Origin of the sequence: Enterococcus sp. E4-223 (genome assembly GCF_035727065.1) — a bacterium.
Classification (GTDB): Bacteria; Bacillota; Bacilli; order Lactobacillales; family Enterococcaceae; genus Enterococcus_B; species Enterococcus_B faecium.
Map to the genome: position 1 here is coordinate 487369 of NZ_JAPMLH010000001.1, position 24908 is coordinate 512276.

The window sequence follows — 24908 nt, forward strand, 5'->3', positions numbered from 1 at the left end:
TCCTCCTAAATATTAATTATTTTTTGCTGTTTCAAAATGAATCGACAAAACATATATTTCATCCTCGGTTAAATTACCGATACTTCTAACTATTTCATCAGAAATAGTTATGGCTTCTTTGGATACTTCTTTGAACAAATCCCGATCGACTACGGGAATCGTTTCCTTTCTTTGAGAACGTTTCAGCATCTCATTCAAGTGATTAATTAGAATGGTCCACTGCAACTCGGTTGGTACAATAGCATGTTCTGCTAATCGCTCTTCAATTAGATCAATCACTTGTTTTAACTTTTCCCGATTTTGACTTTCCTCGATAATTTTTAAAGCCTCGTCTGACATTTTCACTAACTTGACGCTCCTTCTTTTATATATGAGAATAATGCACTGATTTCTGACTGATTGATTCCTAAATTATTTTCTGCAAAAACTGCTTCGATTTTTCCTACCAGTGTTCCTTTGTCTAAAATAATCTGGTCTGCTTGACGACCTTCTGCCATATATTGTTGATCAAATGTGATACGATGAACCATTAAGAATACATGAAGCAAAAAAGCTTCTCGATATTCTTGGATCAATTCTGCTTCCAAAATGACAAGTAAACGTTCATAAATCGTATAAGCTTTCAAAATCAATTCCTTGCTAAAGTCTTCTAAAGTATCTTTATTGATGGACGTTTCTCTAAGATTCAAGTTATGCCTTTCCTGCTGATTGGAAGAAGCAAGTATTTTTTTTATTATTTGTTGAATTTTTTTCAAGTCCTGTTCAGTGGGTAATGGATGGACTTTGATGAAAGGACGATCGATGCCATTGATTGGAAAAATACTAATCACCAAATCAGGATCTTTGGTAGCAATCATTTCTTGCGCATTCAATACTGAAGCAAATGCCACGATAGTGATATTATTTAATTCTTCATTGATCTTTTGCTTGATCAGACTAGTCACACCCAACCCTGTTGAACAAATGTAGACGGCTCTAACGCTTCGTAGATCTTCTTCTCTTTCGTAGGAAACCAAAAAGTGTAAGGCAATATATGCCACGAAAGAATCATTGATCAGAATATTTTGTTCACTTATTTCTTGTCGAACTGCTTGCTTGATCGCATCAAATAATTCCGGGTATTTCTGCTTGATATCTTCTTTAAAAGGATTATATTCATTGACAAATTTTTTCTTTCTCGATAATCGCATGGATAAATGAGCATACAGATTCGTCAACAATTGTGGATCTTGATAAAAAGAATGGTTGATTGCTTTACTTACTTTATAAATCACATTCTCAACTAGTTTCATGACGTCTTGCTGGTGAATCGTGTCGAATGTATCACTATAGATATAATGATATTCATCCTCGAACAGTGGCAACTGATAATAATCAAAGACCTGCTGCATGACGCGATAAGAAAGATCGTTTTTGTCTAATTCTTGTTCAGCAACCAATTGATAACGACCAATCGTAGCCTCTTTGCGTAAGCGAACGGTAGCAATTGTCACTCGAATCAGAATATTTAGTAATTCCGCGTAATTCAGTTTCTCTAGATTTTCAAATTCCAGTAAGTGCCGCATTCGAATGATTACTTGATTAAATACCTCTTGGATAGGTGTAGCAGTAGCAGTAGCAGAATACATTTCAAAGTATTCAGTCTCACCGCCATTCAATAACAATGACATTAATTTATAAATGTCATAATCCGTGAACTCTTTTTGAAGAATCTCTTCAATCGTTAATCGAACTAGACGTTCTTCTCCTGTGATCCAAAAACCCTTTCGCGCCTGACGATTCAAGGTCAATCCTTCCTTAAGAAAATTATTTTCCAGCACATCTAAATCGTTCATGATCGTATCTTTGCTGACATCTAATGCGTTGGCCATTTTCATTCCAGTAATAGCTTCTTTTGTTACTAAAAGCATAATTAGTAAACGTTTGATTCGGAGACTTTGATCTGCAAATATTTCAAAACGATTAACATCCATCAATTCGCTTTTTAATTTGATTCGATCAGAGCTACTAATATTCATCCAAATTCCCTGACTACGTTTGCTATATAGGACTTGCTTCCGCTCATTCAGCCACTCTCTTATATCATCTAGATCGTATTTTATCGTCCGAACACTAACATTTTCTTTTTCAGCCAACTTTTTGATTGTTACCGGTTCAGACATTTCCACCAAGTAAATCAAAAGCTGCCTTTCTCTTTTTGTTAGCTGCTGCATTATCATCTCTCCTTACATTGCTAATATAAGCGTTTTCTAAACTAACGACAATATGAAATGTTTGCACTTAACTAAGTGCAACTTATAGCTTTTTAACTAATATTACAGAGTTTATCTATTATAAAGACGACTACATGTACTGTTAAAATGCGTTTTTTATTGCACTAAGTCGTAATATAAATAATCAAACGCTTTTTCAAATTTTTTAAATTAAAAAATTGAGAACAGCTTTCAATATCTTAAACCGTATATTCTCTAAAAATATCATGGCTTACACGTTCTATCCTAAATAAAGTTTGACTGGATCACCATACAAAAATTAAACTCCATGTAGAATAATACGCGGCTGACGAATTCCTACATGAAGCTTATCTATGACTATAAATATTTAAAAGTAATGAATAAAAGAAAACTAATCAATGATACACGTTTAGTGGTATTGATCATACTCAAATAAAAAATATTCAAACAGATGGATTCATACTTTCTATCCTGCTAAAATTTCATAAAGTATATATAATTCCCATGTCGATATTTTGATTTTATAAAACTGTTCCAAAGTATAGAAAATCGTTTGTGTATTTTGATAAAACAATTTGTTGTTGATTTTCAGCTGGTTGATATCTTCTGGGACTGGATAGTCTTTTGCACCAAGTATCGTTCGTTCGACCATCAAAGCTAGATGCATCATTAAATTGAACTTCATTTTAGCATTCAACTGAAGACTGAATCTTTTCTCGCACTTTTCTACTACATCTTCTACTTGCCGGATAATTACATCAGGGTTTAAAAATTCGAGTTTTTCAGATAAGCCTTCTTTTGAAAAGAAATGGATGAATTCGTTCGTTAATAATGGAACACTACTAGGATGAATTAGGTTTTTCAATTGTCTATTCAATTTATTCTCTGCATCTTCATCCAAAACATCAATTAGATTAATACTGGGAACCGGGGTTGTGTTATCCAGATAGGAAGTTGTCAAGATCAACGCCGTCTCTTTCAAATATCCTTCTTCCGAAGAAGCGCGTTCTAATGCGCTCACTAATTCTCCGTAATTTAATACGATTAGCTTAATATCAGGATTAAAGTATTTTTCACAGATCATTTTTATTTTCTTAGCAATATCACGACCAGATATACTGGAAATAATGACATTTTTTTCTACGGCAAAACCTTCAAAATACTGGATATTCGTTACAAAATCACTTTCTGCCGTTTTTGCAATCTCATAAAAAAGATTTCCATTGATTAGTTGCTGTCCAATCTCTAGTGCATAAGAGGTAGTTAAATTATTAATAACTAATAATTCTCCTAAAATTTGAGGCTTCAAGCTCTTATATAAATGAGTTAATGAGCCCATATCCACAAGCATGATCACTCCTTCAGATGTATCTCTTTCTGAAAGCCAATCATTAACTTTTGTGATAATATCTCTAGCAGAAGATGATAAAGGCATATTGATAGCATCAAAAACGTAATCTCCACACATTTTATTTGCCACAGCTTGAATACTACTAGCAGTCGCGTTTCCATGAGCTACTAGTAATGCTTGGTAACGGATGTCTTCTGAGACCTTGCCGATCAGCATTACACCTAAGAAGAAAGTAACAAAGGGGCGAATTTCTAGAGGAAGCTCTCTTGTGAGATTAGTAGTTAAAAGTATAGTTCTAGGATACTGTTTTGATAGTAGATGTATTTTTTCTTTTAATTTTTTTTCTGGTAGTTTTCCTTTTAAGATTTGTAGTAACCTGCAAACAATTTCAAGGGGTTCTAGCGTCATCGCTTCATTGTCAATGATTCTACGATTTTGTTTTTGGATGCTTGTTTTCATACTTAAAGACAAACTATCATTTGACAAAGTCACTACATTTTCTAAGTATTGACTATCAAATTTTTGTAATTTTTCTTTTAATTCAGCAAATTCATTTATATCTAATATAGGCATCAGTCTCTCTGCAAAAATCTGGTATTCCTCAATAGATGGACTAGATGTAGAAGGGTAAGTTATTTTAACTGTTGTTTTCTTATCTTGACCTATAAATAATGTTTGACTATGAGGTGTCAGCCTTAATGCATCAGCACAACTCATCCTTACCTGATTTGATAAGCTTCCAATATTACCTGAAAGTTCTTGTGTTGTTAAGGCAAAAAAATTCTCGTTTGAAATAACTATATTCTTTTTTATTCGCTTTGCTTCTCTTTCAAACAAATATTTGACTAGCTCTATACGCTCAAATATTGGTCGTTCATGAAAAGCTGGTAATTCAACAATAACGGAAATACGTCGATAAAATGTCGGTAATAGTGCTTCTTCAGGCGTTTCAGTCGTTGCAAATAATAATCGAACATTCGAAGAAATCATTTCTGCTTCTTCGCCGATAGACCGAAAATTCCCTGTATCCATAAATTGAAATAGTTTTTCCTGATTCTCGTGAGATAATCGATGTACTTCGTCTAAAAATAAAACACTATCATCAGCTTGCGCTAAAAGACCAACCTTTTCTTTTTCTGCTCCTGTAAAAGCACCTTTTGTGTGTCCGAATAGAATAGAAGATAATAACTCAGGGTTATTAGCGTAATCTGCACAATTGAAAACAAAGAAATTTTTTGTTCCTTTACACTTGTTTTCTTTAAGATATTTAAAAATTAAGTGTGCTAAAAAACTTTTTCCAACTCCACTTGCTCCATGCAAAAGAAGTGGTAATCCTAATGGTGGATACAATACCGCTGCCTTACACGTCTCAATTGCTCGTCTAGCACTGCCATTACTTCCAATATACTGAGCAAACGCGTCTTTCCCACCTTTGTTTTCTGATTCGGCAATTGACCAATACACTGGTTTTGTTCCGCTTTTTTGTATTTCATTTTGATCTAATAACTCATTCAAATATAAGCTTGTTGCTGAGCGACTTAATGAGATAGAATCAGCAATCTCCTGTGTCGTCAAAGTAGTTGCTTCAGATAATAAATTTAGTAACTGTTCTCTCGTTTCTTGTCGCATACTTAAACCTCCCTCATAAAAAATACAGTATATGATAAGAAATGGAAATGTCATATTTTCCAAAAAGCCTCACATCAGATGAAATATTAAAAAATCAAAACTACTGCAGTCAGAGTGCATCAAATCATACTCTTAGCTACAGTAGTTTTTCCTATGGGACACGGCTCTATTTATTTCGAATGTAGTAATTCAGATAATATCAAGGTGGCTGCTTCATTATCGGTTTTAGCTTGTAGAATCTCTGCTGCTTCATCGTCAACAAAATGATTCAACCAGATCGGACACCAGCCGGCTAATCTAGATGGAATAACATCATTTTGATAACTATCCCCTAAATAGTAAATTTTTGTTATCTTTTCTGGCAATTGTTTAGAAACTTTTCGAAAACAGCTTACACTTGGTTTTGCATCACCTAACTTTTCCGAAATAAATTGCCATCTCGGTTCGATAAAACGATCAAGATCTAATTGTTCTAATTTTCTTTGCTGTTGCTGAGTGAATCCATTTGTTATAATTCCACATAGAATTCCACTTTTTTTCAAAACATTTAAAAGCAAAGACATTTCGACTGACAAAGTCTGTTTGCTTTGACATAAATGATAGTAAGCATCTAATTCCGATAAATTGGTATTCTTCTTTAAATTTAATGTTTCCATCACTAGTAACCATCGTTCGTCTTTCTTTTTTGTAGCTAGTTTTCCTTCTTGATAAAACTTATAAATCTTTTCGCTATGACAGCGAAATTCATGATAAAGACGCTTTAAAAAAGGTTCTTCGAGGAAATAGTCAGGATAGTACTTTCGGATGGTACATTTGAAGGCACTATAATTGTCTAATAATGTATCATCAACATCGAAAAAAACAGCAATGTTTTCTAGCATATCCCTAACAGACCTAATATAATACCTAAAAACATAATACCAAACATTACTACATTTACGTTGACTTTTTTCCGTAATAACCAAAATGCAAATAACGTCACCGCTAATGGTACGATACCTATAAATAATTGATCAAGGTAATCTTGAATTTTCATCACTTCTTTGCTGCCTTCTACGCTCACCTCTAAGATGGTCTTGAATTTGACATTCGATGCTGTCATTGATCCCATCATCATTAAGCCCAACATACTTGAAGCTTTTGTCAAAATTTTCATTCCACCTGATTCATACATTCGTTGAATAAAACTGGCACCCACAGAATAACCGCTATACAGTGCATAATAGTGAATGAGAAAAGCCGGAATATTATAAATCAATAAAAATATGATTGCACCTAGCGGAGAACCGGTTGCTGCTAAAGAGATACCGATACCCGCTGCGATTACCCGTAAAATACCCCAGAAAAATGAATCACCAATACCTGATATTGGTCCCATTAATGATGCTTTAACAGCAGTGATTGAACTGGCGTCAAAATGTTCATCTTCACTATTTTGCTTTTCCATTGAAGCAACTAATCCCATGATGAAATTATTAATATGCATCGTTGCATTGAACCAAGTTGTATGGCGAACAATTGCCTCTGCACGTTCTTCTTTTGTTTGATAAAAACGATTGATAACTGGCAGCAGCGTATAGATGACGCCTACTGCGTGGTATTGCGTTGCTCCAGTACGACTGGCATTCATCGTCCATGAACGCCAAAAGACAGAACGCATCATTTTCTTTTCTTCTTTTGTCAAGTTTTCTTGGAATTTCATGCGAAAAAGTCCTCCTCTTCTTCTGCTTTTGTCATTAGCCCTTTATCGTGCCTATTACCATTTTTACCAGCCTCTCTAATTTCAATATCCCGCTGAGCGCTGACAACACAGATAACACCCCCAATCACAGCAACAGCCACTGCCGGAAGTTGTAAGTAAGCGGTTAGAACAAATCCAAGGATATAAAAAACAGCTAACTTATTGTCCCATAAGAGCTTCATCAACATGGCAAATCCAACAGCAGGCAACAACCCTCCAGCTGCACTAAGACCATTCATTAGACTCTGAGGGATATGTTCAACAAAGGAATTTACCGGACCACTCCCCGCTAAAATTCCAATGAAAGAAATAGATGCAATGATTAAATAATAGATCACCCATGTACCAAAATGCAGCGTAAGGATCATTTTTTGGTTATTTTCACGTGCAGCTTTATCTAAAGCTGGAGCAAAGATATTCATGAAAACATTTTTCAAAAACATAACGACAAATGCAGCTAACATACCAATTGGCACAGCGAGAGTCATTGCTGCTTTTTGTTCTACATTAGAAATGATGGCGAAAGTTGTAGCTAAAGTTGTGGCCGTTACTGGCTCTGCTGCTATCACTCCGCCAATATTTACATTTCCTAAAAATACGGCTTCCAAAGAGGCTCCCATCAAAATACCCGTTTTCATGTCCCCCATTAAAATACCTGTAACGAGACCTACTACTAATGGACGTTCCATCATACTTTGTCCAGTCAAATAGTTACCCGCAAAACAGATAAATACTGCTAAAGCTGCCATAGTTGCGTGCATTAACATATTTTATTCCTCCCTATTCTAATGCATCTTTTAAACTTAATTGCGGATTTGACGGCAACACCTGGTTGTAACTATTTACTCGATCTAACTTAGCTAATTCCTTTGCTGCAGCTAATTCATTAGGATTCAACTGCACACTAGGAAATATCATTTTTTTCGTTGATGGATCAGATTTATCAAATCTACCTGCGTTAGCAACATTGACTGTTTCTATGTTTTCCACATTTTGAGCTATTTTATTTGCATCGGATACGCTATTTACAATGACAAAAATTCGTTTGTCGGCTCCTCTTGGATCATTGAATATATTGATAGCATCATCCACCGAACGAATTAATAGTTTCATTCCGTTTGGTACAGCCATCTTCAATGTCATTTGCATGACCTCATTTTTTGCTGCTTCATCATTAGCAACCACTAATAATGGCGCATTTAATTCTTTCGTCCAAACTACAGCTACTTGACCATGGATTAGTCGATCGTCCACACGTATTTGAGTTATCATCCTTTTTTCCTCCTTATTTTGTATCAAATTACTATAATAGTTTCTTCTTACACTTTTGATTTAAAAAAATGTCTCTTCTGTAGGCAAATCTGTTGATACTAAACGAACCTGGCTTATCTCAATTGCTTCGTTTATACTTTCTTTTGTAAAGACTTCATTTTCCGGTGTGAGGACTAAAGATAATATAATTGCTAAATTACTATTAGAAATGACAAACAATTGATCTTTTTTTTGTTTTATCAGTTCTGCTACCACTGTTTGATTTACACTTCCGCCAAACAGATCGGTAAAGATAATTCCTTGTTCTCCTTCTTCGATAGAATCTATAAAGTTCGAAATGATGGGCGTATAGTCTTCATTTGTTAAATATGCATTAATGACTTCAAGTTCTGCTCCTTTATCAGCTAAAATCGCCATTGAATTTTGAAAACCGCTTGCCAGTCGCCCATGTGTTGCAACTAAAAATTTTTTTTTCATATTTTTCACCTCACTTTATATTAAGCAAATACTATGCCAAAAAAGAAAAGTATAAGAAAGTCCCATTTCTTGAGCTTTCTTATACTTTTCAAACTGTTTAAACAGTTTGATTTACTTCTAAACAGATGGTAATAGGTGACAGAAAGCTTGTTAGTAAATCTGCCTAAACCAGTAGTACTTTTCCTTTTAAGTTATAACGAACTTCGAACCTAATTAACTATACATATGCGTTTTCGCTAAGGTTAACTTTCATTCAATATATGAGAGAAAATCCTCTTTTCACAAAAATTTTAAGGTAAGACTACTAATAACCCAAAATGTAAAAAATAATTTTTTATCACTCCCGAAAGATGAATTTTTCAATTACAAAAAAACCACTTTTTTAAGTGGCTTTTGAACGGAAGCTCATTATCATCATACTTATAGGAGATGGTTTAGTGCTAGCAGAATAATGATAATGACAAGAGTACTATCACAAATACTTCTTAGAATAGTTTTCAAAAGGAAGATAGTTGTCAACGGTCTGTGATAGTGACTTAATTATGTCACAGTAATAGAAATAAAAATAGTTTGAAAATTTTACTGTTTTTAGAATTTTTTTAAATCTATAAATAAAAAATATTCTCTTAACGGTTATTATGGAACATGTTTTTGGCAAATACCTCTCTTAAGCAAGCGCTAAACTTACACTTCAAAGAGCTAAAATTCTCTCTCAATATTTTATTGAGACAGCTTTTCATAATGATTTCGTACTATCATTTTTCTTCTTTATTTACTTTATAAACGGCCTTTATTTATCTGCCTTGGTCTCCTGCTTTGAAAGTAATCAGCTTTCACTTAATTTTTAAGGATGTACTGCTTTCAGCAGGTTACTAAGGAAGAAAAAACAGTATTATCAATTAGCAATATGCCTAATTTCAATGGTAAACCAGAAATTTGATTTAACAATCAAAAGATGTTATGAAAACACATATACTTTTGAAAAAGTATAATGAACCTATTTAAATACCATGAAGTATCCGGCATTTCTATCTATAGATATGCTGATAGAATAAAAATCATATTTTAAAGAACTCACTTTACTCTTTACTAAATAAGTATAGTTAATTAAAATTTAATAATAAAAGGAGTTGGATTTATGAAAATAATAAAAAAACTGTTGTAATCTTAATACCTCCCATTTTAAGTTTTTTTATTGCTTTTTTTGGTTTGTTTATTTCAAGCTATTTAGAGTCCATTTTTTATGAACAGTTATTTCCAAATTTACAAGGAAATCTATTTGTTAGCCTAATAATGGATGTATTCTTTTTTTTGATGATTAGTTTCCTTTTTATCCTTCTAACTAAAATAATTTATAAAGATATACGTATACTAGGTTTCTCCAAAAAGAATTTTTTTAAAAACTTTTTCTTTGGGTACCTTACTGGAGCTTTTATAATTACTTTTATCGTAGCTGGCTATGTCCTAGTCGGTGGTGCTGATTTTCAAGAGGTTTTTTCGAAATCTTCTTGGTCTAAATTACTAACAAGCATAGTGTTTTATCTAGCACAAGGATCACAAGAAGAAGTAATTAGCCGAGGTTTCGTATTAGGTGGAATTGCTAAAAAAACTAATCTTTTATGGGGAGTTATAGTAAGTAGTTTATTTTTTATGTTAATGCATCTTAGCAATACTGGAGGATTCACTCTAGAGTTATTAGATTATTTTTTGATCGGTATGGTTTGGGCTTTACTAAGAGTTCTATTTTCTAACACCTGGGTAGCCGCAGCCTCTCATGGAGCCTATAACTTTTTTATGTCGGACTTTTTTGGTTTAGCAAACTCTCCAAAAGATAGCGAAGGCATACTTTTTCAAACTATCTACCATAGCTCAATTGATTATATGAGTATAATTGTTTCATCTATTGTGTTGGTAATACTTATTATATTAGTATGGCGAAAAAGAAATATTCTTAATAAGCCACTAGAATTTGAGTGAAATGTTTAAAAACAGCAAAACTACAAAGTTAGACTGTTCAGCTAACTTTGTAGTTTTGCTGTTTTATTTCAAAATAGTTATATCCTATTAAGAATTTTTTAGCTAGTACTATACTTAGAGTTAACGATTATTACAAATTAATATTTTTTCTAAATATAAAATACTAGTCACATGTCTTGGAAATATTAGAAACAATATAGACTAAAACGTTGTATCTAAATTTGACTTATATAATACAATGTTGTATTATCTTTTTGGAAGCGCTTCTAAAAAATCAAGAAAGAAGAGAGATTATGAATAAAAAATCAGTAATTATTAGTACCGATCCAGGCATAGATGATGCTGTTGCCCTTGCACTCGCATTATTCAGTGAGAATCTAGACGTGAAGTTAATTTGTCCCATTTTTGGAAATGTCGGCTTAGAATACACTAAACTCAATGTGGAAAAGTTACTAACACTATACAAAAAAAATCCTCGTGTTGTTTTAGGGAGTGCGCATCCCCTCCTAAAAAATGTGATCAATGCCAGTAATGTTCATGGAAAAACTGGAATGGATGGTTATCTATTCCCAGAACCAACTATTCACTGCGAACAATCATTAACAGCTGTATCGGCGATGCATGAAACTATTACCCAGGAAGAAAATAAAACGACAATAGTAGGCATAGGGCCGCTAACTGATATTGCTTTATACATCCATCTATATCCTCATGATTTAGATAAAATAGAAGAAATCGTTGTCATGGGTGGCAGCCTAGGAAGAGGAAATTATGGGGTATTATCTGAGTTTAATTTTGCTGCTGATCCGGAAGCTGCAAAAATTGTTTTTGATAGTGGTCTTCCCATTAGAGTTGCCCCCATGGAAGTAGGTCGTCAGGCAAAAATCATGCCGGAGGTTTCAAAAAAAATAAAGGATTTTGGAATAATAGGTAATATGTTTTACCAACTATTTTCAAAATATCGCAGTGGCAGTTTCGAAACAGGACTCAACATGTATGATAGTTTAGCTGTAGGTTTAATATTAAATCCAGATATGTTTGAGACTGTTAAAACAAGAGTTGAAATTGAAACAGTTGGTAAATTAACTACTGGTGCATCGTTAATTGATTTAAATGGGTATCTCAATCTCCCTGCTAATGCAGAGGTCGCTACCCATGTGGATCCAAATAAATTTGAAAAATGGTTCGTTGCTTCGATTGCTAAAACTTTTTAATAAAAGAAAGGTTGGGCTGTAAATGAATGTTTTATTGACTTGCTTCATTGGATTATTGGCCGTAGGAATCCTCGTTTATATGTTACTTAAAAAAAATGATATAAAGATGACTCTACTAATATTAGGTATACTACTGCTATATATTGCAATTTTAATAGGTGGACATTTAGAAATAAGTGAAAGTACTGGCACTTCTTTGTTAGATCCTTTTCAAGTTGTTGTTGACCAATTCACGAGTACGTTAGTAGGACCAGGCTTCGTTATATTGATTTTAGGAGGCTACAGCGCTTATATGAATCATATTGGCGCAAATAAAGTTACTGTACAAGCTTTAACAAAGCCTATTTCAAGGATTCGATCCATTTATATCCTTATTCCCATCGTTTTTTTAATCGGAAATCTATTGTCATTAGTTATTCCAAGTGCTTCAAATTTAGCAATTATTCTGTTAGCAACTTTATATCCTGTTTTGCGATCTGCTGGAATGTCCAGATTAAGCGCAGCTGCAATTATTGGTACCTCAGCAACAATTGTACCAACACCATTGGGATCAGATAATGTAGCGATAGCATCTTTGCTAAATATCAATGTTACAGACTATGTGTTTAAAAATCATGCTATCGTTTCAGTGCCGACGTTACTAGCAATTGCTCTTGTACATTACTGGTGGCAAAAGCATGAAGATAAGAAGAGCAAAGAAACTTTATCTTATGAAGAAGAGCTAAACTTATATAGCTCCAGCAATTCTGATGAGGAGATCCAAGTTTCTTACTCAGGTATCAAAGCAATTGTCTATGGTATTTTGCCTTTACTACCGATTATCTTGCTTCTAATTGTGTTTATAGGAAATATTGTTTTAAATACCACGTTAAATATAAGTGTCCAGGTAGTCAGTTTAATTAGCTTTATGATTGCTGTTATCATAGAGTTCTTCAATCGTCGTTCGATAAATACCGTATTAAAAGAAACTAGTTACTTTTTTGAGGGTATGGGAAATGTGATGAATATCGTCGCATTATTAGTTTCTGCTCAAGTATTCGTTCAAGGCCTTACTTCGATTGGAATTATTGAGATTATACAAAAAACAATGGAAAATATTAATAGTGCAGGTATACTTTTACCGCTTGTAATGGTTGCTTTTACAGCTATTATTGTTTTACTTAGCGGTAGTGGAACAGCTTTACTATTTGCAATGATCCCTTTAATGATCCCTTTATCTAAAGCAGCTGGAATAGACCCTGTCGCTTTATCTATTCCAATGCAATTATCCGGCAACTTACTGAGAGCGGTTTCTCCAGTGGCTGCTGTGGTTTTGATTGTTGCTGGAACAACAAAATTGTCTCCCATGCAAATTGTACGCAGAACTTCTGTCCCAATGGTATTCGGAGTAATTTTATCACTAATACTATCTATCTTATTTTTTCAATAGACCAATGACTTTAGATAAAAGATTAGCCACAGTAAAAGACTATTTACAGATTAAAGCTCTTATTGCTGATGGAAAGCGACAAATGATAACAAATGGTATCAATCAATGGACTAATGTTTATCCTAGTTCTGGGACAGTCTTGAAGGATATTACAGAGCAACAATTATGGATTTACGGTCATCCTATTTATGGCTGCGTAACTCTTACAACAAGCGATTGTTCGTTATTGATCCAACGTCTAGTTGTTCATTCCTGTTACCAACGAAAAGGCATAGCTCGTATGATTTTAAAAGACATTATCACAAAGGAAAAAATCAGGCCCACTGTTCATAATATTAAATTAATTACGAATCATTCTAATTTTCCTATGCAAAATTTAGTTAAGGATCTAGGATTCCATTCTAAAAGAGCTTATATAATTCCTGGACGTGAACATTTTGGTGATTTTATTGAATTTATCTATCCTCTTTACTAAGTAAACAAGTAATATGTTAAAATTAATTATATACTTATGCGAGGAATGGTGAAATATGCATCGTACGCCAAAATATGTCCAAGTTTATAACCAAATTTTATTAATGATCAAACGTTCTCAGTTTCTTCCTGGTTCAAAATTGCCATCGGAAGAAAAATTGACTAGTGATTTTAATGTTAGTAGAGTGACATTAAGGACTGCATTATCTTTATTAAAAGAGGATGGAATCATTACTAGTATTCATGGTCAAGGCCATTTTGTTAATTTTACACACGCCCAAAAAAGCAAACAAGGTCTTCGCTCATTAAGTTGTCCTCTTTTAGAGAGTTTGACAGTTCCTATAGAACAAATTTCAAAAAAAGATGCTTACTATTTTAAGAATCCTAGTAGTATTTTTACAGATAAATTATTTGAAGTGAAAGATATTTCCTATTTCACTTTAAATGTATGGTATGTACTGGGCAATTCAAATATAGCAAATATTTTTTCTATTTTATTACCAGAGACAATTGAAAAATTCAACCTAAATCTAGAAGATAAAAATCAAATTATCCAATTTCTAGAAAAAGACATTTATGAAGATGTGAGTAATTCAAAGTTAACTATTACTATTTCTTCAAGAAATCCCGATAGTTTTAGAAGAGGGTTTGCTGAAGGCGAAAAACTGGTTTTGATGACTGAAGACTTGTATTCAAACACCGGAAAGGTATTGGCCCAGAATAAATATTATATTGCAGAAAGTTTTTTCAGAACATCTCTAGTCAGATATCGTGACATTCATTGAACATAAGGCTTGAATCTGCATCTATTGAAATCTATATCTAATTAAAAATTCTCCCTCCTAAGTTAATAGTTAAACTAACTTTTGAGAGGGAGAATTGTATCTATTACTTTTTGACAATATAAAACAGGATAGTGAATTTTCTCTAACTATGAAATCCAAGGTTACGTATCACTAACCTTTTCAGTAACAATGTAAGTAAGATAAAGGTTTATACTATTTTAAAATATAAATGCAATTCATAATTAATTTTCTTTTATTTGTTTCTCCCATAACTGTTTTGCTACAGGGATATTGCCTAATTCCGTCATGTTAGAAGGTAATATAATTGTATTTGTTTGACTAGAAACTACCTCTTTAAATGCTTCTATTCCTAAATAAGATAAGGATGTCTCATCGAGTTGACTATTTTTGATTGCTTCATTTAAGATTATTATTCTTTTTTTCTCTGCTTCAGTAATTTTTTCAATACGATCAGCTTCTGCCTCTGCGTCAATACGAATACGCTTTGCTCTTGCTTCTGCGTCAATTTGGGTTTGTTGTGCCCTTGCTTGTGCATCAATGGTCATTTTAGATGCATTAGCTTCAGCATTAAGTACCGCAGATGATTTCTCACCTTCTGCACGAGTAATCATTGATTCTTTGTCTCTTGAAGCTGTTATCAATTTGTTCATTGATTCAACAATTTCTTTAGATACTTTTATTTCCCCAATATTAATTCGATCGATTGCCAAACCATAGCCAGAAGTAATATCTTTAATTGAAGCAAACAAAGAGGCGTTAATTTCTTCAGTACCATTCAATACTTCATTTAGCTCCATTTTCCCGATAATTCCACGCAAATTCGATTGCGCATCTTGGATCATTGATACTACGGAATTTTCATTATCATAAACAAATGCTCGTACATCTGTAACATGATATTTGATAGCTTCGTCAATCTCAACCATTACATTATCTTTTGTAATAGCACTTTGAGGTTCTATTTCTAAAGGAATCTGTTTTAGCGATACTCTTTCTCGAACAGTATATAGTACTGGAATAAGAAAATGTAATCCTGGTTCCAGAATTTTCACATATTTCCCAAAACTTTCTACTACTTTTACTTCCCCTTGACGTACAACGACTGCCGTACTAGTCAATAACCATATAAGAAAAGCTGCAACAATTACTCCAACGATTATTTTCACAACCAACATTCTATATACCCTCTTCCATTTTCAAATAAACTATTATTCACTCTTGTAAGAAGCACACCGGACTGAACACCTATGATTTCTAGCATAGCATCTTTTTCAGGGACCCCTTCTATTACACGGTATTCTGTATAAGTACCATAGATACGAACAATTCCTAAAAATTGATTAGTAGCTGATCGAAAGTACTTTCCAATAACCTTGTTTTCTAAATAATATGTCATACTCTCCTCCTTTTCCTTTATTATATATCAAATACCTCCCAAAACTTATTTTTCTTATATAAATATTTTATTTAAAAATCTATATTATTAGGCTTAGGATTAAAATGAATAAGAAAGTAAAAAAGATGTTACTTTATATTTTTTAACTTGGTGCGACAATAAATGTCCACGTTAGTTCCCCTTCATACATGCCAATTTTATCTGAAGGATGTAAAGATAGATACATGTGTTTATCTAAACTAAATTCCTTATTACCTTTTCCTTCCGCAACTATTTGGTCTTGAGCATTAATAGTTATTTTTTTATTTCCCTTATTAAAGAGTATACGATTAAAAAGCTGCTCTTTTTTTTCATTTATTAATCGCTGATCCTCTTTCACTGATAGCTTCCATGTACTATCTTTAAGTAAACTGTTATCTGTTATATCTATACTTTGTGAGTCACTGGCAGTAATCAATTTGTCGACAGGAGGAATCTCTTGTTTCCCGAAATTAATAGCATTAGGAATTGAAATAGAAGGTCCCACATATTTTACAACTGTACTATTTTCGGAATATAACCCATCTATACTAGCCACTACATCTATTACTGTACCTGCTTTTTGTCTAGGGATAGATAATTGATAAATCCCATTACCGTCAACTTTTCCACTAGTTATTAAGCGATTATTAATCTTTGCTTCTATATGTGCATTCGGTTCTGCCGTACCCTTAACCTCAGTACTTTCATTTGTCAGTTCTTCTATAGTAGTTGGAGCTATCTCTTTTCTTTTCACATAGTCTCCTCCAGCTATTGTCCCGACATCCCCTGAATCAAAACTTTTTTGAAAATCTATGTTGTTAGATATCACGTTTGTAGTATGCTGAGCAGGCACGTACGTATCTAAAATAAATGAAGCCGTCAAAGGGCCTTTATAGGTTTTATCAGGATCTTCCGATAAAGAACTACCTACCTTCCAAGTATCTATTCCTTTAGAAGAAGAGAGACTTACTGAAGTTTTTTGCGTCCAAGCGCCTAAAGCGTTTCCTTTCCTGTTAGAAATCAAGAAATTAGAACCCTTTAATAACTCTAGCTTATTCCCTGTTTGTACCGTTGATTGATACCCTTCAGAAGTAACTTCCAAATTAGCTTGTTTTTTTACCACGATGCTACCATTACATAGCAGAATAGCTTCTTCATCTGTACCTTTTGAATATGCCTTTAGCGTAGCTCCTTCTTGTAAATTCATTTCTCCACCAGTAGCATCACTTCTAATAGCAGAATTAGTTTGGGAACTTATTTGCACATTGCCAGCAATGTTGATGGCTCCATTAGGCTTATACATGTACAAACCTAGTCCCATAGCATTCATGATTAAATTTGAACCTTCTTCTATATTGATTCCGTCTCCTGTATAGATAGCATTAGCGCCAGAAGTGTCATTAAAATAAACGTTTGCTTGCTTGTTTATGTTTATGTGCTTTCCCTGAAATACTTCTTCCGCAGTTGCCGTAGCCTCTATTTCTCCCTCTAAATTAGCTGTTCCAGCACTTAGATAAATAAACTGATAACCTGTTGAAGAAACATTAGTATAATCTACTGTGACACCAGGATATTCTGACCAAAATAAAGGATAAATAGGTTGATTGGTTAATTTAATATCGCTGATTTTACAATTAGCATTTTTTAAAGCTATGCCAATGCTTTGAAAATTCATGTCAATAATATGACCATTTCCGTAAATGTCCTTATTACTAGAAAAGTTAAACGACTCAAGTATCTTAATATCTTTATCCAAATAAATCGTACGAATATTTTTATTCAACAAAGCATCTTTGAATTCTTTATAATTACTTACTTTCACACTAGAATTTTCTTTTGAATCTTTAATACTCTCGCTATCGTCTGAAGGCATAGATTCACGACTATCCGATTTTTCAGAGTTTTGTTTTCCTTCTACTTTATTAATAGACTCTGAAGTTGGATCAGTCTCCTCTTTAGAGCCGCTTATTGTTTTGTTATTATTGGAATCTGATATTTCATTCTGGTTATTATCAGAATTTACTACTTGTTCTTTACCTTTCTTAGTTGGAAAGGAGGAATCTGAAATAGAAGAGTCGGGCTGGATATCTTCAGAACATACTATTATTGGTTCCATAACACAGATAAGTGTCAGCATAAAAACAATAGATATACCTAATAAAAACTCTTTTTTTAGTAAATGCCACATGTTTTCCCTCCGTTTTTCCTCATCCAGCCCACCCTTATTTTAATTTGGCGCATCTTCAAAATTCCATTTTAATATACCACTGTAGATGCCTACGTTATCCGAAGGCTGTAGTTTCAAATGCAGTTTATCAGATAGATCGACTTTTGCATTCCCGCTATCTTGCCAAATAATTTGTTCCGTAGAATTTAGATGAACTTCTTTTCCTTCATACGTAGTAAAAGACAATCGGTCATTAAGTTTGTTACCTTGGCTATTCATTAATGGGGTTTCTTCAGACAGTTTAATGGTCCATAAGCTCTTATCTAATTTGCTATTGTCTTCTACTTTAAAAATATTTCCTTCTTCTAGCGAAGAAACAGTATTCATGGATGGTATTTCTTTCACCCCAAAATTAATATCTTCAGGAAGTGTGAGTTGGGGACTTGGTTCTGTTTGAATCGTTCTTACTTCCTCTTGAGAAACACGGCCTTCTTCATCTTTTAAATAAAATGAGACTTGTTGACCCAACCATTTTTCTGGTGCTTTAAAATGGAAAGTACGATTTTTTACTGTTTCAGCCGCTTCAGAGTATTTTTCCAAAGTTATTTCTTCTTTCCCACATTTAGCCATCAAATAAATCTTTTCGTTAGCTTTATGTGAAAAATTAAACGTAATTTCTCTATCTTTAGTGAAGCGAGATACGTATAAGGGATCTTCTTTATCTAGTAATTCAAATTGTATTGGCTCGCCTTTCTTATACCTATGAACAATCGTCTGTTCATCTGGTAAATAAACCCCTACATCTTCCTTCTCATTTTTTATAGGATAATAATCTTTTATTTCAGGATAATCTTTTGAAACATCATATGGAGTTGTGATAATTCCCTCTTTGACTGAAGGCGATTGTAAGATATTATCTTTCTCATCAAGAAAAGGAATGATTATTTTACCTTTGTAATTTACAGAACTTTTCCCTGATTGTTCTCCTAGTGGTTGATCATTGAGCAATGTCTTTATGTCGAATGATAATGGTAACTTTTCATCTTTAAGCAGACCGATGTCTACAGGATAATCCATTCCTTTCCAGTTTAGTTTAATATCATATAGCAGTACCGTGTCATATAAACGTTTGTCATTTAAATTGTTTATCACTAAAGCGACATTGCCGTTTGGTTCATTGCTTATTTTAAACAAGTCTGTTAAATCATCACCATTGAGATTAGTTACTTTTGCTTCCTTAAAAGAATATTGATGGGTAGAATAAATTTTTTGTAAATTAAAACATAACTCCATCGATTTATTTTTTTCCCATTTTTCTATATTAGGAATCGTTTGCTGTGCTCTTAAATAAATGTCCTGATTTGCTTTCTCAAATGAAGAATCTACTCCGTAAGCTACAGGAAACTCTGGTTCAGCTAAGAAATCTGTTCTGTACTTTATCGAAGAAGTAGTTGAATCATTATTATGGATGACAAATTTTACGTTAGAAATTGGTTTTGTTGTTAGTTCCAAATCTTGTCTCGGATCAACTGCCCAAGCTCCTCCTCCTGTTGGGTTTTTAAAATATACCCAATAGTCATCTGGCCCTCCATCCCAAACATCATATAGAATATTCGTGGGATTATTAGCATACAGCCCTTTAATCAAAGTTGCAGGAGACAAAAAACCGATATATTTGTTTTGATTTAAGCCACTATAATTAAATGCAGTTTCCAATGTCAGAGGCTGATTATCCTCATCTAAAAAATCATAGGTTACAATCATTTCTCCGTAAATATAAATTCTTAAAAAATCATCTTTGGTTAAATAAATAGATCCCCCATTTAAGTTTCCTCTATTTCTTTCCAAAGTTATTAGTAAATTTACTTTTTTTCCTTTATAAAACCCTACATTTTTTACTAATGCTTTACTTTTATTAGTGTTACGATTAACTTCTATAAAGCTTGTATTAGCTATCCCTTCTATTGGCTCTACTGAAAGATCATCACTGTAGTGCATAATAAAAGTATTGTCAGCCGGTGTTTTTACCTCGTTTGCCCAGTGAAAATACCCCAACCCAGTTAAAGAATGTGGCGCAGCATCTACTTTTTTAGAGGTAAAAATTAAAATAACGCTAAAAATAAGAAATAGTAATATTAAATTTTTACTTCTTTTCATTTTTTCTCCACGTCCCATTGTGTTTTTTTAAATAGTAAAATAACGCAACACTTAATACTAAACTTATACCTATTAGACTGCTAAAAAAGTTTTGTTTATCATTTGTTTTAGGTAACAATTGGTTATATTCTTTTGGCGCAATCTGATCTAGCTTATCAGGTACAACTATTCTTTTCATAGGTACTACCTTATTAGTAGACTGGTAAAAAGCAATTCCTACTCTACTAGTTGTTTGATCATCAGCTGATGCAGACACTGGGATTGCTGCCCCAATCAGCAATCCCAGACAAATAATTGTTAAAATTTTTTTCATTTTTGTCTCCTTTCTACATCTTTTATACAATCATTTTTATAGAAAGTTATCCAAATCATCTATTATATATATGAATTATTCACACATTTTTTAAGATCGTTTCCCCACTTCATAATCTTAAAAAATGATTCGAATACTTTTATGGATTTTTTCGTCGTAACTTAGTAATATACCCAATTAAACTGATGATAATGATCAAACAAAGAACTAAAAGAATATAGAATAAAGAATGATCATTATTTTCTTTATTTACTTCCACTGCATCTTTGTTGAGCGTTTCGTCCTCTCCTTTGATTACGAATTCTTTATAGAGTATCCATTTTTTACCTGAATCATCTTTTAACTGAATACCTAATTCATAGGTTCCTTTTTTCAGTGGCTCATCATTCAAATTAAAAGGAATCTGAAATTGTGTGCGTGGTGCAAAAGACACTTTTTGGTTGAATTCATGTAACGCTTCTTTTTCCCCTTTTTTCTTGATAACTGCATGTAGATCCATTTTGCTTTTAAGCACAGGCTCTGAATTTTCTAAATTGGCAAAAAGAGTCAAATAGCCATTCTCTAATCCGGGTTTAACCTTCGTTAAAGCAAATCCTGGTTCCACTTTTTTATCTGAACAAACCAGCTTTACACCGATTGTATATGCAAACTTATTCTTTAGACTAAAACCTTCATTTTTTTCTTCTTTTCCTTTTGTATCTTCATAGCAATAAAATCCTCCTAAAATGGTTCCTTCAAAACCTTTCTCTGGGATTTTCAATTGAAAGGTCACATCACGTTCCTCAGAAGGTTTCAATGTGATCGTCTGTGATTTAGAAATTAAATCTTGGAATACAGGTTTTCCCAATAACTTAGCCTCATGGTTAGAATAATCGATTGCTCCATTTTTATTAGTACAAGCATTATTGGCCTCTACCACTACTTTTATTTGTTTGGCAGTAGTGTTTTTCAATTTTAGTGATAAATCTTGTGTGGCGCCAGGTGTCACCTTTAGATCATAATAACTTGCTTCTGACTGCTGGTTATCTGGTAAAATGGCTTGTGCATCATAAGATACCTTGTTTGAATCTGCGAATATGTTTGTAGACAAATAAAATAAAGCAAAGAATACTATACCAACAAAAAAGAGGGGAAAGCTTCTTCCCCACCCTTTTTGGACATTATGCTGGAGCATCAGACAACACCCAAGTCAAATCAGCTGTATAGCTTTGTGCTTCTACTCCAGCTCGTGGTACATGAAGCTTCACGCTTTCATTATGTCCATCTTCTCCTTCAAAAACTGCAGCAAAAGCTCCAGCTCCCTGTCCTTCTTTAGCAAGCATCACATCTTGATAAGCTTCATTTAAATCAAATGTTTGATTGGCTAATTTAGGAGCTTCAGAAGTATTGTCTTTAGTTACTACCCGGCCATTTGTCAAAGACATCTTCGCTCCAGTTAGCTCTTTCCCATTTTCTCCAATAAATGGAGAAATGGTAACTCCCAATGTCCAGCCTTTTGCTCCTCCACGAGTATCGTTTACTTGTACATGCGGTTTTTTATTCAATGCATAGTAATCCGTATCTCCCTGTTGGATTTCTTGTTGGCCAAATGTGATATTAGATGCAAAGGGAATCGATAAAGAACCAACGTCTCCTGTACTTGGATCATCATCGTGTGTGTCATCTGGCACAACTGGTGTGACATCTGTTCCAGATCCCTCCGTCAAAGTAACGTCTGTCTTATTAGTTGTCCCTGATATCATATCTGCAGAAACCATACTTCCCGAAGCAGTTACTGCTAACAAACCTAACGCAGCAGTTGTGATCATTGTTTTCTTCATTTTATAATTCCTCCTAAATAATAATAGATCTAATTTGATCCAAAATAATTTTGACACGTCCAGTACTTTTTATCTAGTTCAACTATTTTCCCAAATAAAGAAAAAAATTAGAAAACAAATGAGATAATTCAATCAAAAAGGGACTGTGACATGTAGTGTCACAGTCCCTTTTTCCGAATAAACGTTGTTCTCTTGCCAACTCCTCGGTCACAAGTCACAATATTCATCAAACATGAGAAGCTGTTTTTTGAAATTGTTCCTTGTGACTCGAAGATGAACGGGAGGCTCACGACCTCTTGGAAAACGGTGTTCAAAAGCTTGCATCTGCGGTAATAAGTCCAGCCAAGTTAAAAACATAAGAAGCTATTTTTACTTGGCTGTTCTTATTACTTGATGCAGGACAGTTTTTTCACAACCTCTCAATAAATGGTGTTCAATCAGCTGTCCCTCGGTATTAGCTCAAAAACGGCAAAATATGAAAAACTATTTTTCCGTTTGTTTCTCTAATACTCAGGACAAAACGCTGATTTCACAACCTCTTTTTCTTTTTTCAATTGATAAATCGTTTTCTCGAACAAACGCCAGTTTCTTTCGGTAGGTATATTTTTCATTAACAGTAATGGCGTTTTTCCAGTGTCGATGTAGTAATTAGAAATAACCAAATCTACTTCAGTTATATTTGTCCTGTAATCATAAAAAGCAAAAACATAAGAATGCCCAAAATACAAATTAATTTTATTCATTAACCATAACCGATGCGTATGGTGTAAATCATCTTGTATTAAAATCTTAATCGGTTTAACATTTGTTAAAAATAAATCATAATAATCTAACACATAATAATAATCCAAAAATAATTGTGCCCAGTTTTCTAATTTCTTTGATACGTCCAAATCCGCATTTGCTTGTAATTCTTTTTTGAGTTTTTCCATTATGTGATAAGTTCGAGGTTCTTCTTCTTTCATTTCTTCGATATACGAACGATTAAAAAAAAGATCTGGATTACCATAAAATAGATAACTTCTTTCATGAAACGCAATAAAATTGAATATGAGTTCTGGATCCTTTATATCTAAAGAAAAACGGAACATGCTTTGTAAAACTTTCTCCAAATTCTCAACTGCTCGATAAGAACAAGTATTTTGTCGCTGATGTGCATATGCATGACTATTTTCATATATTGCATTTCCATCAATTACTCCAAAAGAATAAATTATTCGATAAAGGAAACACAATTCATCGCTGTTAAAAGAAAGATTGATTTGTTTTGACCACTTCTTCAAAAGATTAAAATGCGGATCATCTGAGATAACTGATTTATATTCATTATCTACTCGTACTTTTCTAAATGAACTTCTTTCTATATTAATGGCTAACCAAAAAGAAAATACACGTTTTTGAAAAATAGTTAACGTAATATCATAAATCCCCTCAAAAGCAACTATATACTTCTCTATTTCCTTTTGTTCGATATGAAATGGCCACCTATCACTACTTTCACGTGTAGAATTCCAATAGAAATAATAAAAAAAGCTACGAATGTTTGCCTCTGATGCATTCAATTCTAACTGAAATGGATGAAATGTTATATGATAACGCCTAAAATATGGAATTAAGAGCTTCGCATATCTGAAAACAGTAGATACACTAGTAAATTGCTCTTTAGCAAAATCATTTAGAACACTTCTAGGATATTTATACATAAAATCAATCAAATGATAATTATAGGAAGCTTTATAAAAATGAAGATAAATATTATAAATAGGAAAATCTTTCTCTTTTTTTATGAAAAAGCGTTTATTATCTCCATTTTTCAGAAGGATATTACCATTATATTGCTTAAATAAATCCTCTAGTTCTTCTATATAGTGTAAGATCGACTTCTCCGTAACATTAAGTAAATTTCTAAGTTCTTCCATTGCACACCAATTGTCTTTTTCTAACAAATAATCTAATAAAACTACTTTTTTGAAAGATGTTTTAGTTAAAAAAGTTTGCATCATTTCACCTCAATAAGTTACTTTTGTTTATTTTAATCAAAGAATAAACTTCTCTCGCTCGACTATAACTGATCGAACAAAAGAAGCCTTTTAATAAATATAATCTCACTTACATACATAGGCTAGTTATTTGCTTCTAGCTTATGATAAGTATATAAACGGATATCGATTTCATAATTGTTTTATCTTAAACATCATATCTGTAATTGTTTTTATTTTTACATAAAGAATTATTATAATCTAGTTTAATTTTTTTCTGAAATATAGAATAAAAATAAAAACATCTTTTCATTTTGAGTTATTAACGGAGATGTAAATGATTAACAATATGTAATTTAATTTTTTATTCCTGCATTAAGATAATCTGATTGGTAAATAAAAACAAACGTAAATTCGTTATTTTAATTCCTATTTATTGTGAACATATCAA

At 33.0% G+C, this 24908-nt stretch carries 21 protein-coding genes; 5 read left to right on the plus strand and 16 right to left on the minus strand.

The window, feature by feature from the left end; genetic code table 11:
- Positions 1–12 precede the first annotated feature (12 nt).
- From OS139_RS02410 to OS139_RS02445, 8 genes are all read right to left on the minus strand, one after another.
- Positions 13–345 carry a PRD domain-containing protein gene (locus OS139_RS02410; RefSeq protein ID WP_002306983.1) on the minus strand — a complete coding sequence of 111 codons (333 nt, stop codon included), beginning with the start codon at positions 343–345 and terminating at the stop codon, positions 13–15.
- The gene (locus tag OS139_RS02415; RefSeq protein ID WP_002331886.1) at positions 345–2213 is read right to left on the minus strand and encodes a BglG family transcription antiterminator; all 1869 of its coding nucleotides are present in this window, start codon (positions 2211–2213) and stop codon (positions 345–347) included. Before OS139_RS02415 ends, OS139_RS02410 begins: the two co-directional genes overlap by 1 nt.
- Positions 2214–2700: 487 nt before the next feature.
- On the minus strand, positions 2701–5214 hold the full coding sequence (locus tag OS139_RS02420) for a sigma 54-interacting transcriptional regulator (RefSeq protein ID WP_002331887.1): 2514 nt from the start codon (positions 5212–5214) through the stop codon (positions 2701–2703).
- A gap of 170 nt (positions 5215–5384) precedes the next feature.
- Entirely contained in the window at positions 5385–6095 is a 711-nt protein-coding gene (locus tag OS139_RS02425) for an HAD family hydrolase (RefSeq protein WP_002306988.1), read from the minus strand.
- Positions 6089–6916 carry a PTS system mannose/fructose/sorbose family transporter subunit IID gene (locus OS139_RS02430; RefSeq protein WP_002306989.1) on the minus strand — a complete coding sequence of 276 codons (828 nt, stop codon included), beginning with the start codon at positions 6914–6916 and terminating at the stop codon, positions 6089–6091. The genes OS139_RS02425 and OS139_RS02430 overlap by 7 nt, the downstream gene beginning before the upstream one ends.
- Positions 6913–7722, minus strand: a complete 810-nt coding sequence (locus OS139_RS02435) for a PTS mannose/fructose/sorbose/N-acetylgalactosamine transporter subunit IIC (protein ID WP_002331056.1) — start codon at positions 7720–7722, stop codon at positions 6913–6915. Before OS139_RS02435 ends, OS139_RS02430 begins: the two co-directional genes overlap by 4 nt.
- A 13-nt stretch (positions 7723–7735) precedes the next feature.
- Entirely contained in the window at positions 7736–8227 is a 492-nt protein-coding gene (locus OS139_RS02440; RefSeq protein WP_002306991.1) for a PTS system mannose/fructose/N-acetylgalactosamine-transporter subunit IIB, read from the minus strand.
- A gap of 60 nt (positions 8228–8287) precedes the next feature.
- Positions 8288–8704: a PTS mannose transporter subunit IIA gene (locus OS139_RS02445; protein WP_002306992.1), complete on the minus strand. Its 417-nt coding sequence runs from the start codon at positions 8702–8704 to the stop codon at positions 8288–8290.
- A 1314-nt stretch (positions 8705–10018) separates the two neighbouring features.
- Between OS139_RS02445 and OS139_RS02450 the strand changes: the two genes are divergently transcribed.
- From OS139_RS02450 to OS139_RS02470, 5 genes are all read left to right on the plus strand, one after another.
- Positions 10019–10681: a CPBP family intramembrane glutamic endopeptidase gene (locus OS139_RS02450; RefSeq protein ID WP_025479119.1), complete on the plus strand. Its 663-nt coding sequence runs from the start codon at positions 10019–10021 to the stop codon at positions 10679–10681.
- 293 nt (positions 10682–10974) lie between these two features.
- Positions 10975–11895: a nucleoside hydrolase gene (locus tag OS139_RS02455; RefSeq protein ID WP_002299844.1), complete on the plus strand. Its 921-nt coding sequence runs from the start codon at positions 10975–10977 to the stop codon at positions 11893–11895.
- 22 nt (positions 11896–11917) lie between these two features.
- Positions 11918–13324 (plus strand): C4-dicarboxylate transporter DcuC, encoded by a 1407-nt coding sequence (gene dcuC, locus OS139_RS02460; RefSeq protein ID WP_002331889.1) that lies wholly within the window; start codon positions 11918–11920, stop codon positions 13322–13324.
- A 4-nt stretch (positions 13325–13328) separates the two neighbouring features.
- Entirely contained in the window at positions 13329–13799 is a 471-nt protein-coding gene (locus OS139_RS02465) for a GNAT family N-acetyltransferase (protein WP_002299847.1), read from the plus strand.
- A gap of 55 nt (positions 13800–13854) precedes the next feature.
- On the plus strand, positions 13855–14583 hold the full coding sequence (locus tag OS139_RS02470) for a GntR family transcriptional regulator (protein ID WP_002299848.1): 729 nt from the start codon (positions 13855–13857) through the stop codon (positions 14581–14583).
- Between the two features lie 242 nt (positions 14584–14825).
- Here OS139_RS02470 and OS139_RS02475 read toward each other — a convergent pair whose 3' ends face one another.
- The 8 genes from OS139_RS02475 to OS139_RS02510 all read right to left on the minus strand — a co-directional run bounded on the left by OS139_RS02475 (position 14826) and on the right by OS139_RS02510 (position 24478).
- A complete protein-coding gene (locus OS139_RS02475) occupies positions 14826–15779 on the minus strand; it encodes an SPFH domain-containing protein (RefSeq protein ID WP_002331890.1) in 954 nt (317 codons plus the stop codon).
- A complete protein-coding gene (locus OS139_RS02480; RefSeq protein WP_002306996.1) occupies positions 15767–16000 on the minus strand; it encodes a hypothetical protein in 234 nt (77 codons plus the stop codon). The genes OS139_RS02475 and OS139_RS02480 overlap by 13 nt, the downstream gene beginning before the upstream one ends.
- A gap of 142 nt (positions 16001–16142) precedes the next feature.
- Positions 16143–18209 (minus strand): pectate lyase-like adhesive domain-containing protein, encoded by a 2067-nt coding sequence (locus OS139_RS02485; protein ID WP_002331891.1) that lies wholly within the window; start codon positions 18207–18209, stop codon positions 16143–16145.
- Between the two features lie 39 nt (positions 18210–18248).
- On the minus strand, positions 18249–20345 hold the full coding sequence (locus OS139_RS02490; protein WP_016627916.1) for a hypothetical protein: 2097 nt from the start codon (positions 20343–20345) through the stop codon (positions 18249–18251).
- Positions 20332–20658 (minus strand): LPXTG cell wall anchor domain-containing protein, encoded by a 327-nt coding sequence (locus tag OS139_RS02495; RefSeq protein ID WP_002307001.1) that lies wholly within the window; start codon positions 20656–20658, stop codon positions 20332–20334. Before OS139_RS02495 ends, OS139_RS02490 begins: the two co-directional genes overlap by 14 nt.
- A gap of 139 nt (positions 20659–20797) precedes the next feature.
- On the minus strand, positions 20798–21832 hold the full coding sequence (locus tag OS139_RS02500; protein WP_325066781.1) for a DUF916 and DUF3324 domain-containing protein: 1035 nt from the start codon (positions 21830–21832) through the stop codon (positions 20798–20800).
- The gene (locus OS139_RS02505; protein ID WP_002330241.1) at positions 21819–22478 is read right to left on the minus strand and encodes a WxL domain-containing protein; all 660 of its coding nucleotides are present in this window, start codon (positions 22476–22478) and stop codon (positions 21819–21821) included. Before OS139_RS02505 ends, OS139_RS02500 begins: the two co-directional genes overlap by 14 nt.
- A 503-nt stretch (positions 22479–22981) precedes the next feature.
- Positions 22982–24478, minus strand: a complete 1497-nt coding sequence (locus OS139_RS02510; protein ID WP_002331894.1) for a helix-turn-helix domain-containing protein — start codon at positions 24476–24478, stop codon at positions 22982–22984.
- Positions 24479–24908 lie beyond the last annotated feature (430 nt).

Bases quoted from the DNA above. Each gene is read 5' to 3' on its own strand.
- OS139_RS02415 (WP_002331886.1), bottom strand. From the start codon at position 2,213: ATGCAGCAGCTAACAAAAAGAGAAAGGCAGCTTTTGATTTACTTGGTG.
- OS139_RS02420 (WP_002331887.1), bottom strand. From the start codon at position 5,214: ATGCGACAAGAAACGAGAGAACAGTTACTAAATTTATTATCTGAAGCA.
- OS139_RS02425 (WP_002306988.1), bottom strand. From the start codon at position 6,095: ATGCTAGAAAACATTGCTGTTTTTTTCGATGTTGATGATACATTATTA.
- OS139_RS02430 (WP_002306989.1), bottom strand. From the start codon at position 6,916: ATGAAATTCCAAGAAAACTTGACAAAAGAAGAAAAGAAAATGATGCGT.
- OS139_RS02435 (WP_002331056.1), bottom strand. From the start codon at position 7,722: ATGTTAATGCACGCAACTATGGCAGCTTTAGCAGTATTTATCTGTTTT.
- OS139_RS02440 (WP_002306991.1), bottom strand. From the start codon at position 8,227: ATGATAACTCAAATACGTGTGGACGATCGACTAATCCATGGTCAAGTA.
- OS139_RS02445 (WP_002306992.1), bottom strand. From the start codon at position 8,704: ATGAAAAAAAAATTTTTAGTTGCAACACATGGGCGACTGGCAAGCGGT.
- OS139_RS02450 (WP_025479119.1), top strand. From the start codon at position 10,019: ATGATTAGTTTCCTTTTTATCCTTCTAACTAAAATAATTTATAAAGAT.
- OS139_RS02455 (WP_002299844.1), top strand. From the start codon at position 10,975: ATGAATAAAAAATCAGTAATTATTAGTACCGATCCAGGCATAGATGAT.
- dcuC (WP_002331889.1), top strand. From the start codon at position 11,918: ATGAATGTTTTATTGACTTGCTTCATTGGATTATTGGCCGTAGGAATC.
- OS139_RS02465 (WP_002299847.1), top strand. From the start codon at position 13,329: ATGACTTTAGATAAAAGATTAGCCACAGTAAAAGACTATTTACAGATT.
- OS139_RS02470 (WP_002299848.1), top strand. From the start codon at position 13,855: ATGCATCGTACGCCAAAATATGTCCAAGTTTATAACCAAATTTTATTA.
- OS139_RS02475 (WP_002331890.1), bottom strand. From the start codon at position 15,779: ATGTTGGTTGTGAAAATAATCGTTGGAGTAATTGTTGCAGCTTTTCTT.
- OS139_RS02480 (WP_002306996.1), bottom strand. From the start codon at position 16,000: ATGACATATTATTTAGAAAACAAGGTTATTGGAAAGTACTTTCGATCA.
- OS139_RS02485 (WP_002331891.1), bottom strand. From the start codon at position 18,209: ATGTGGCATTTACTAAAAAAAGAGTTTTTATTAGGTATATCTATTGTT.
- OS139_RS02490 (WP_016627916.1), bottom strand. From the start codon at position 20,345: ATGAAAAGAAGTAAAAATTTAATATTACTATTTCTTATTTTTAGCGTT.
- OS139_RS02495 (WP_002307001.1), bottom strand. From the start codon at position 20,658: ATGAAAAAAATTTTAACAATTATTTGTCTGGGATTGCTGATTGGGGCA.
- OS139_RS02500 (WP_325066781.1), bottom strand. From the start codon at position 21,832: ATGCTCCAGCATAATGTCCAAAAAGGGTGGGGAAGAAGCTTTCCCCTC.
- OS139_RS02505 (WP_002330241.1), bottom strand. From the start codon at position 22,478: ATGAAGAAAACAATGATCACAACTGCTGCGTTAGGTTTGTTAGCAGTA.
- OS139_RS02510 (WP_002331894.1), bottom strand. From the start codon at position 24,478: ATGCAAACTTTTTTAACTAAAACATCTTTCAAAAAAGTAGTTTTATTA.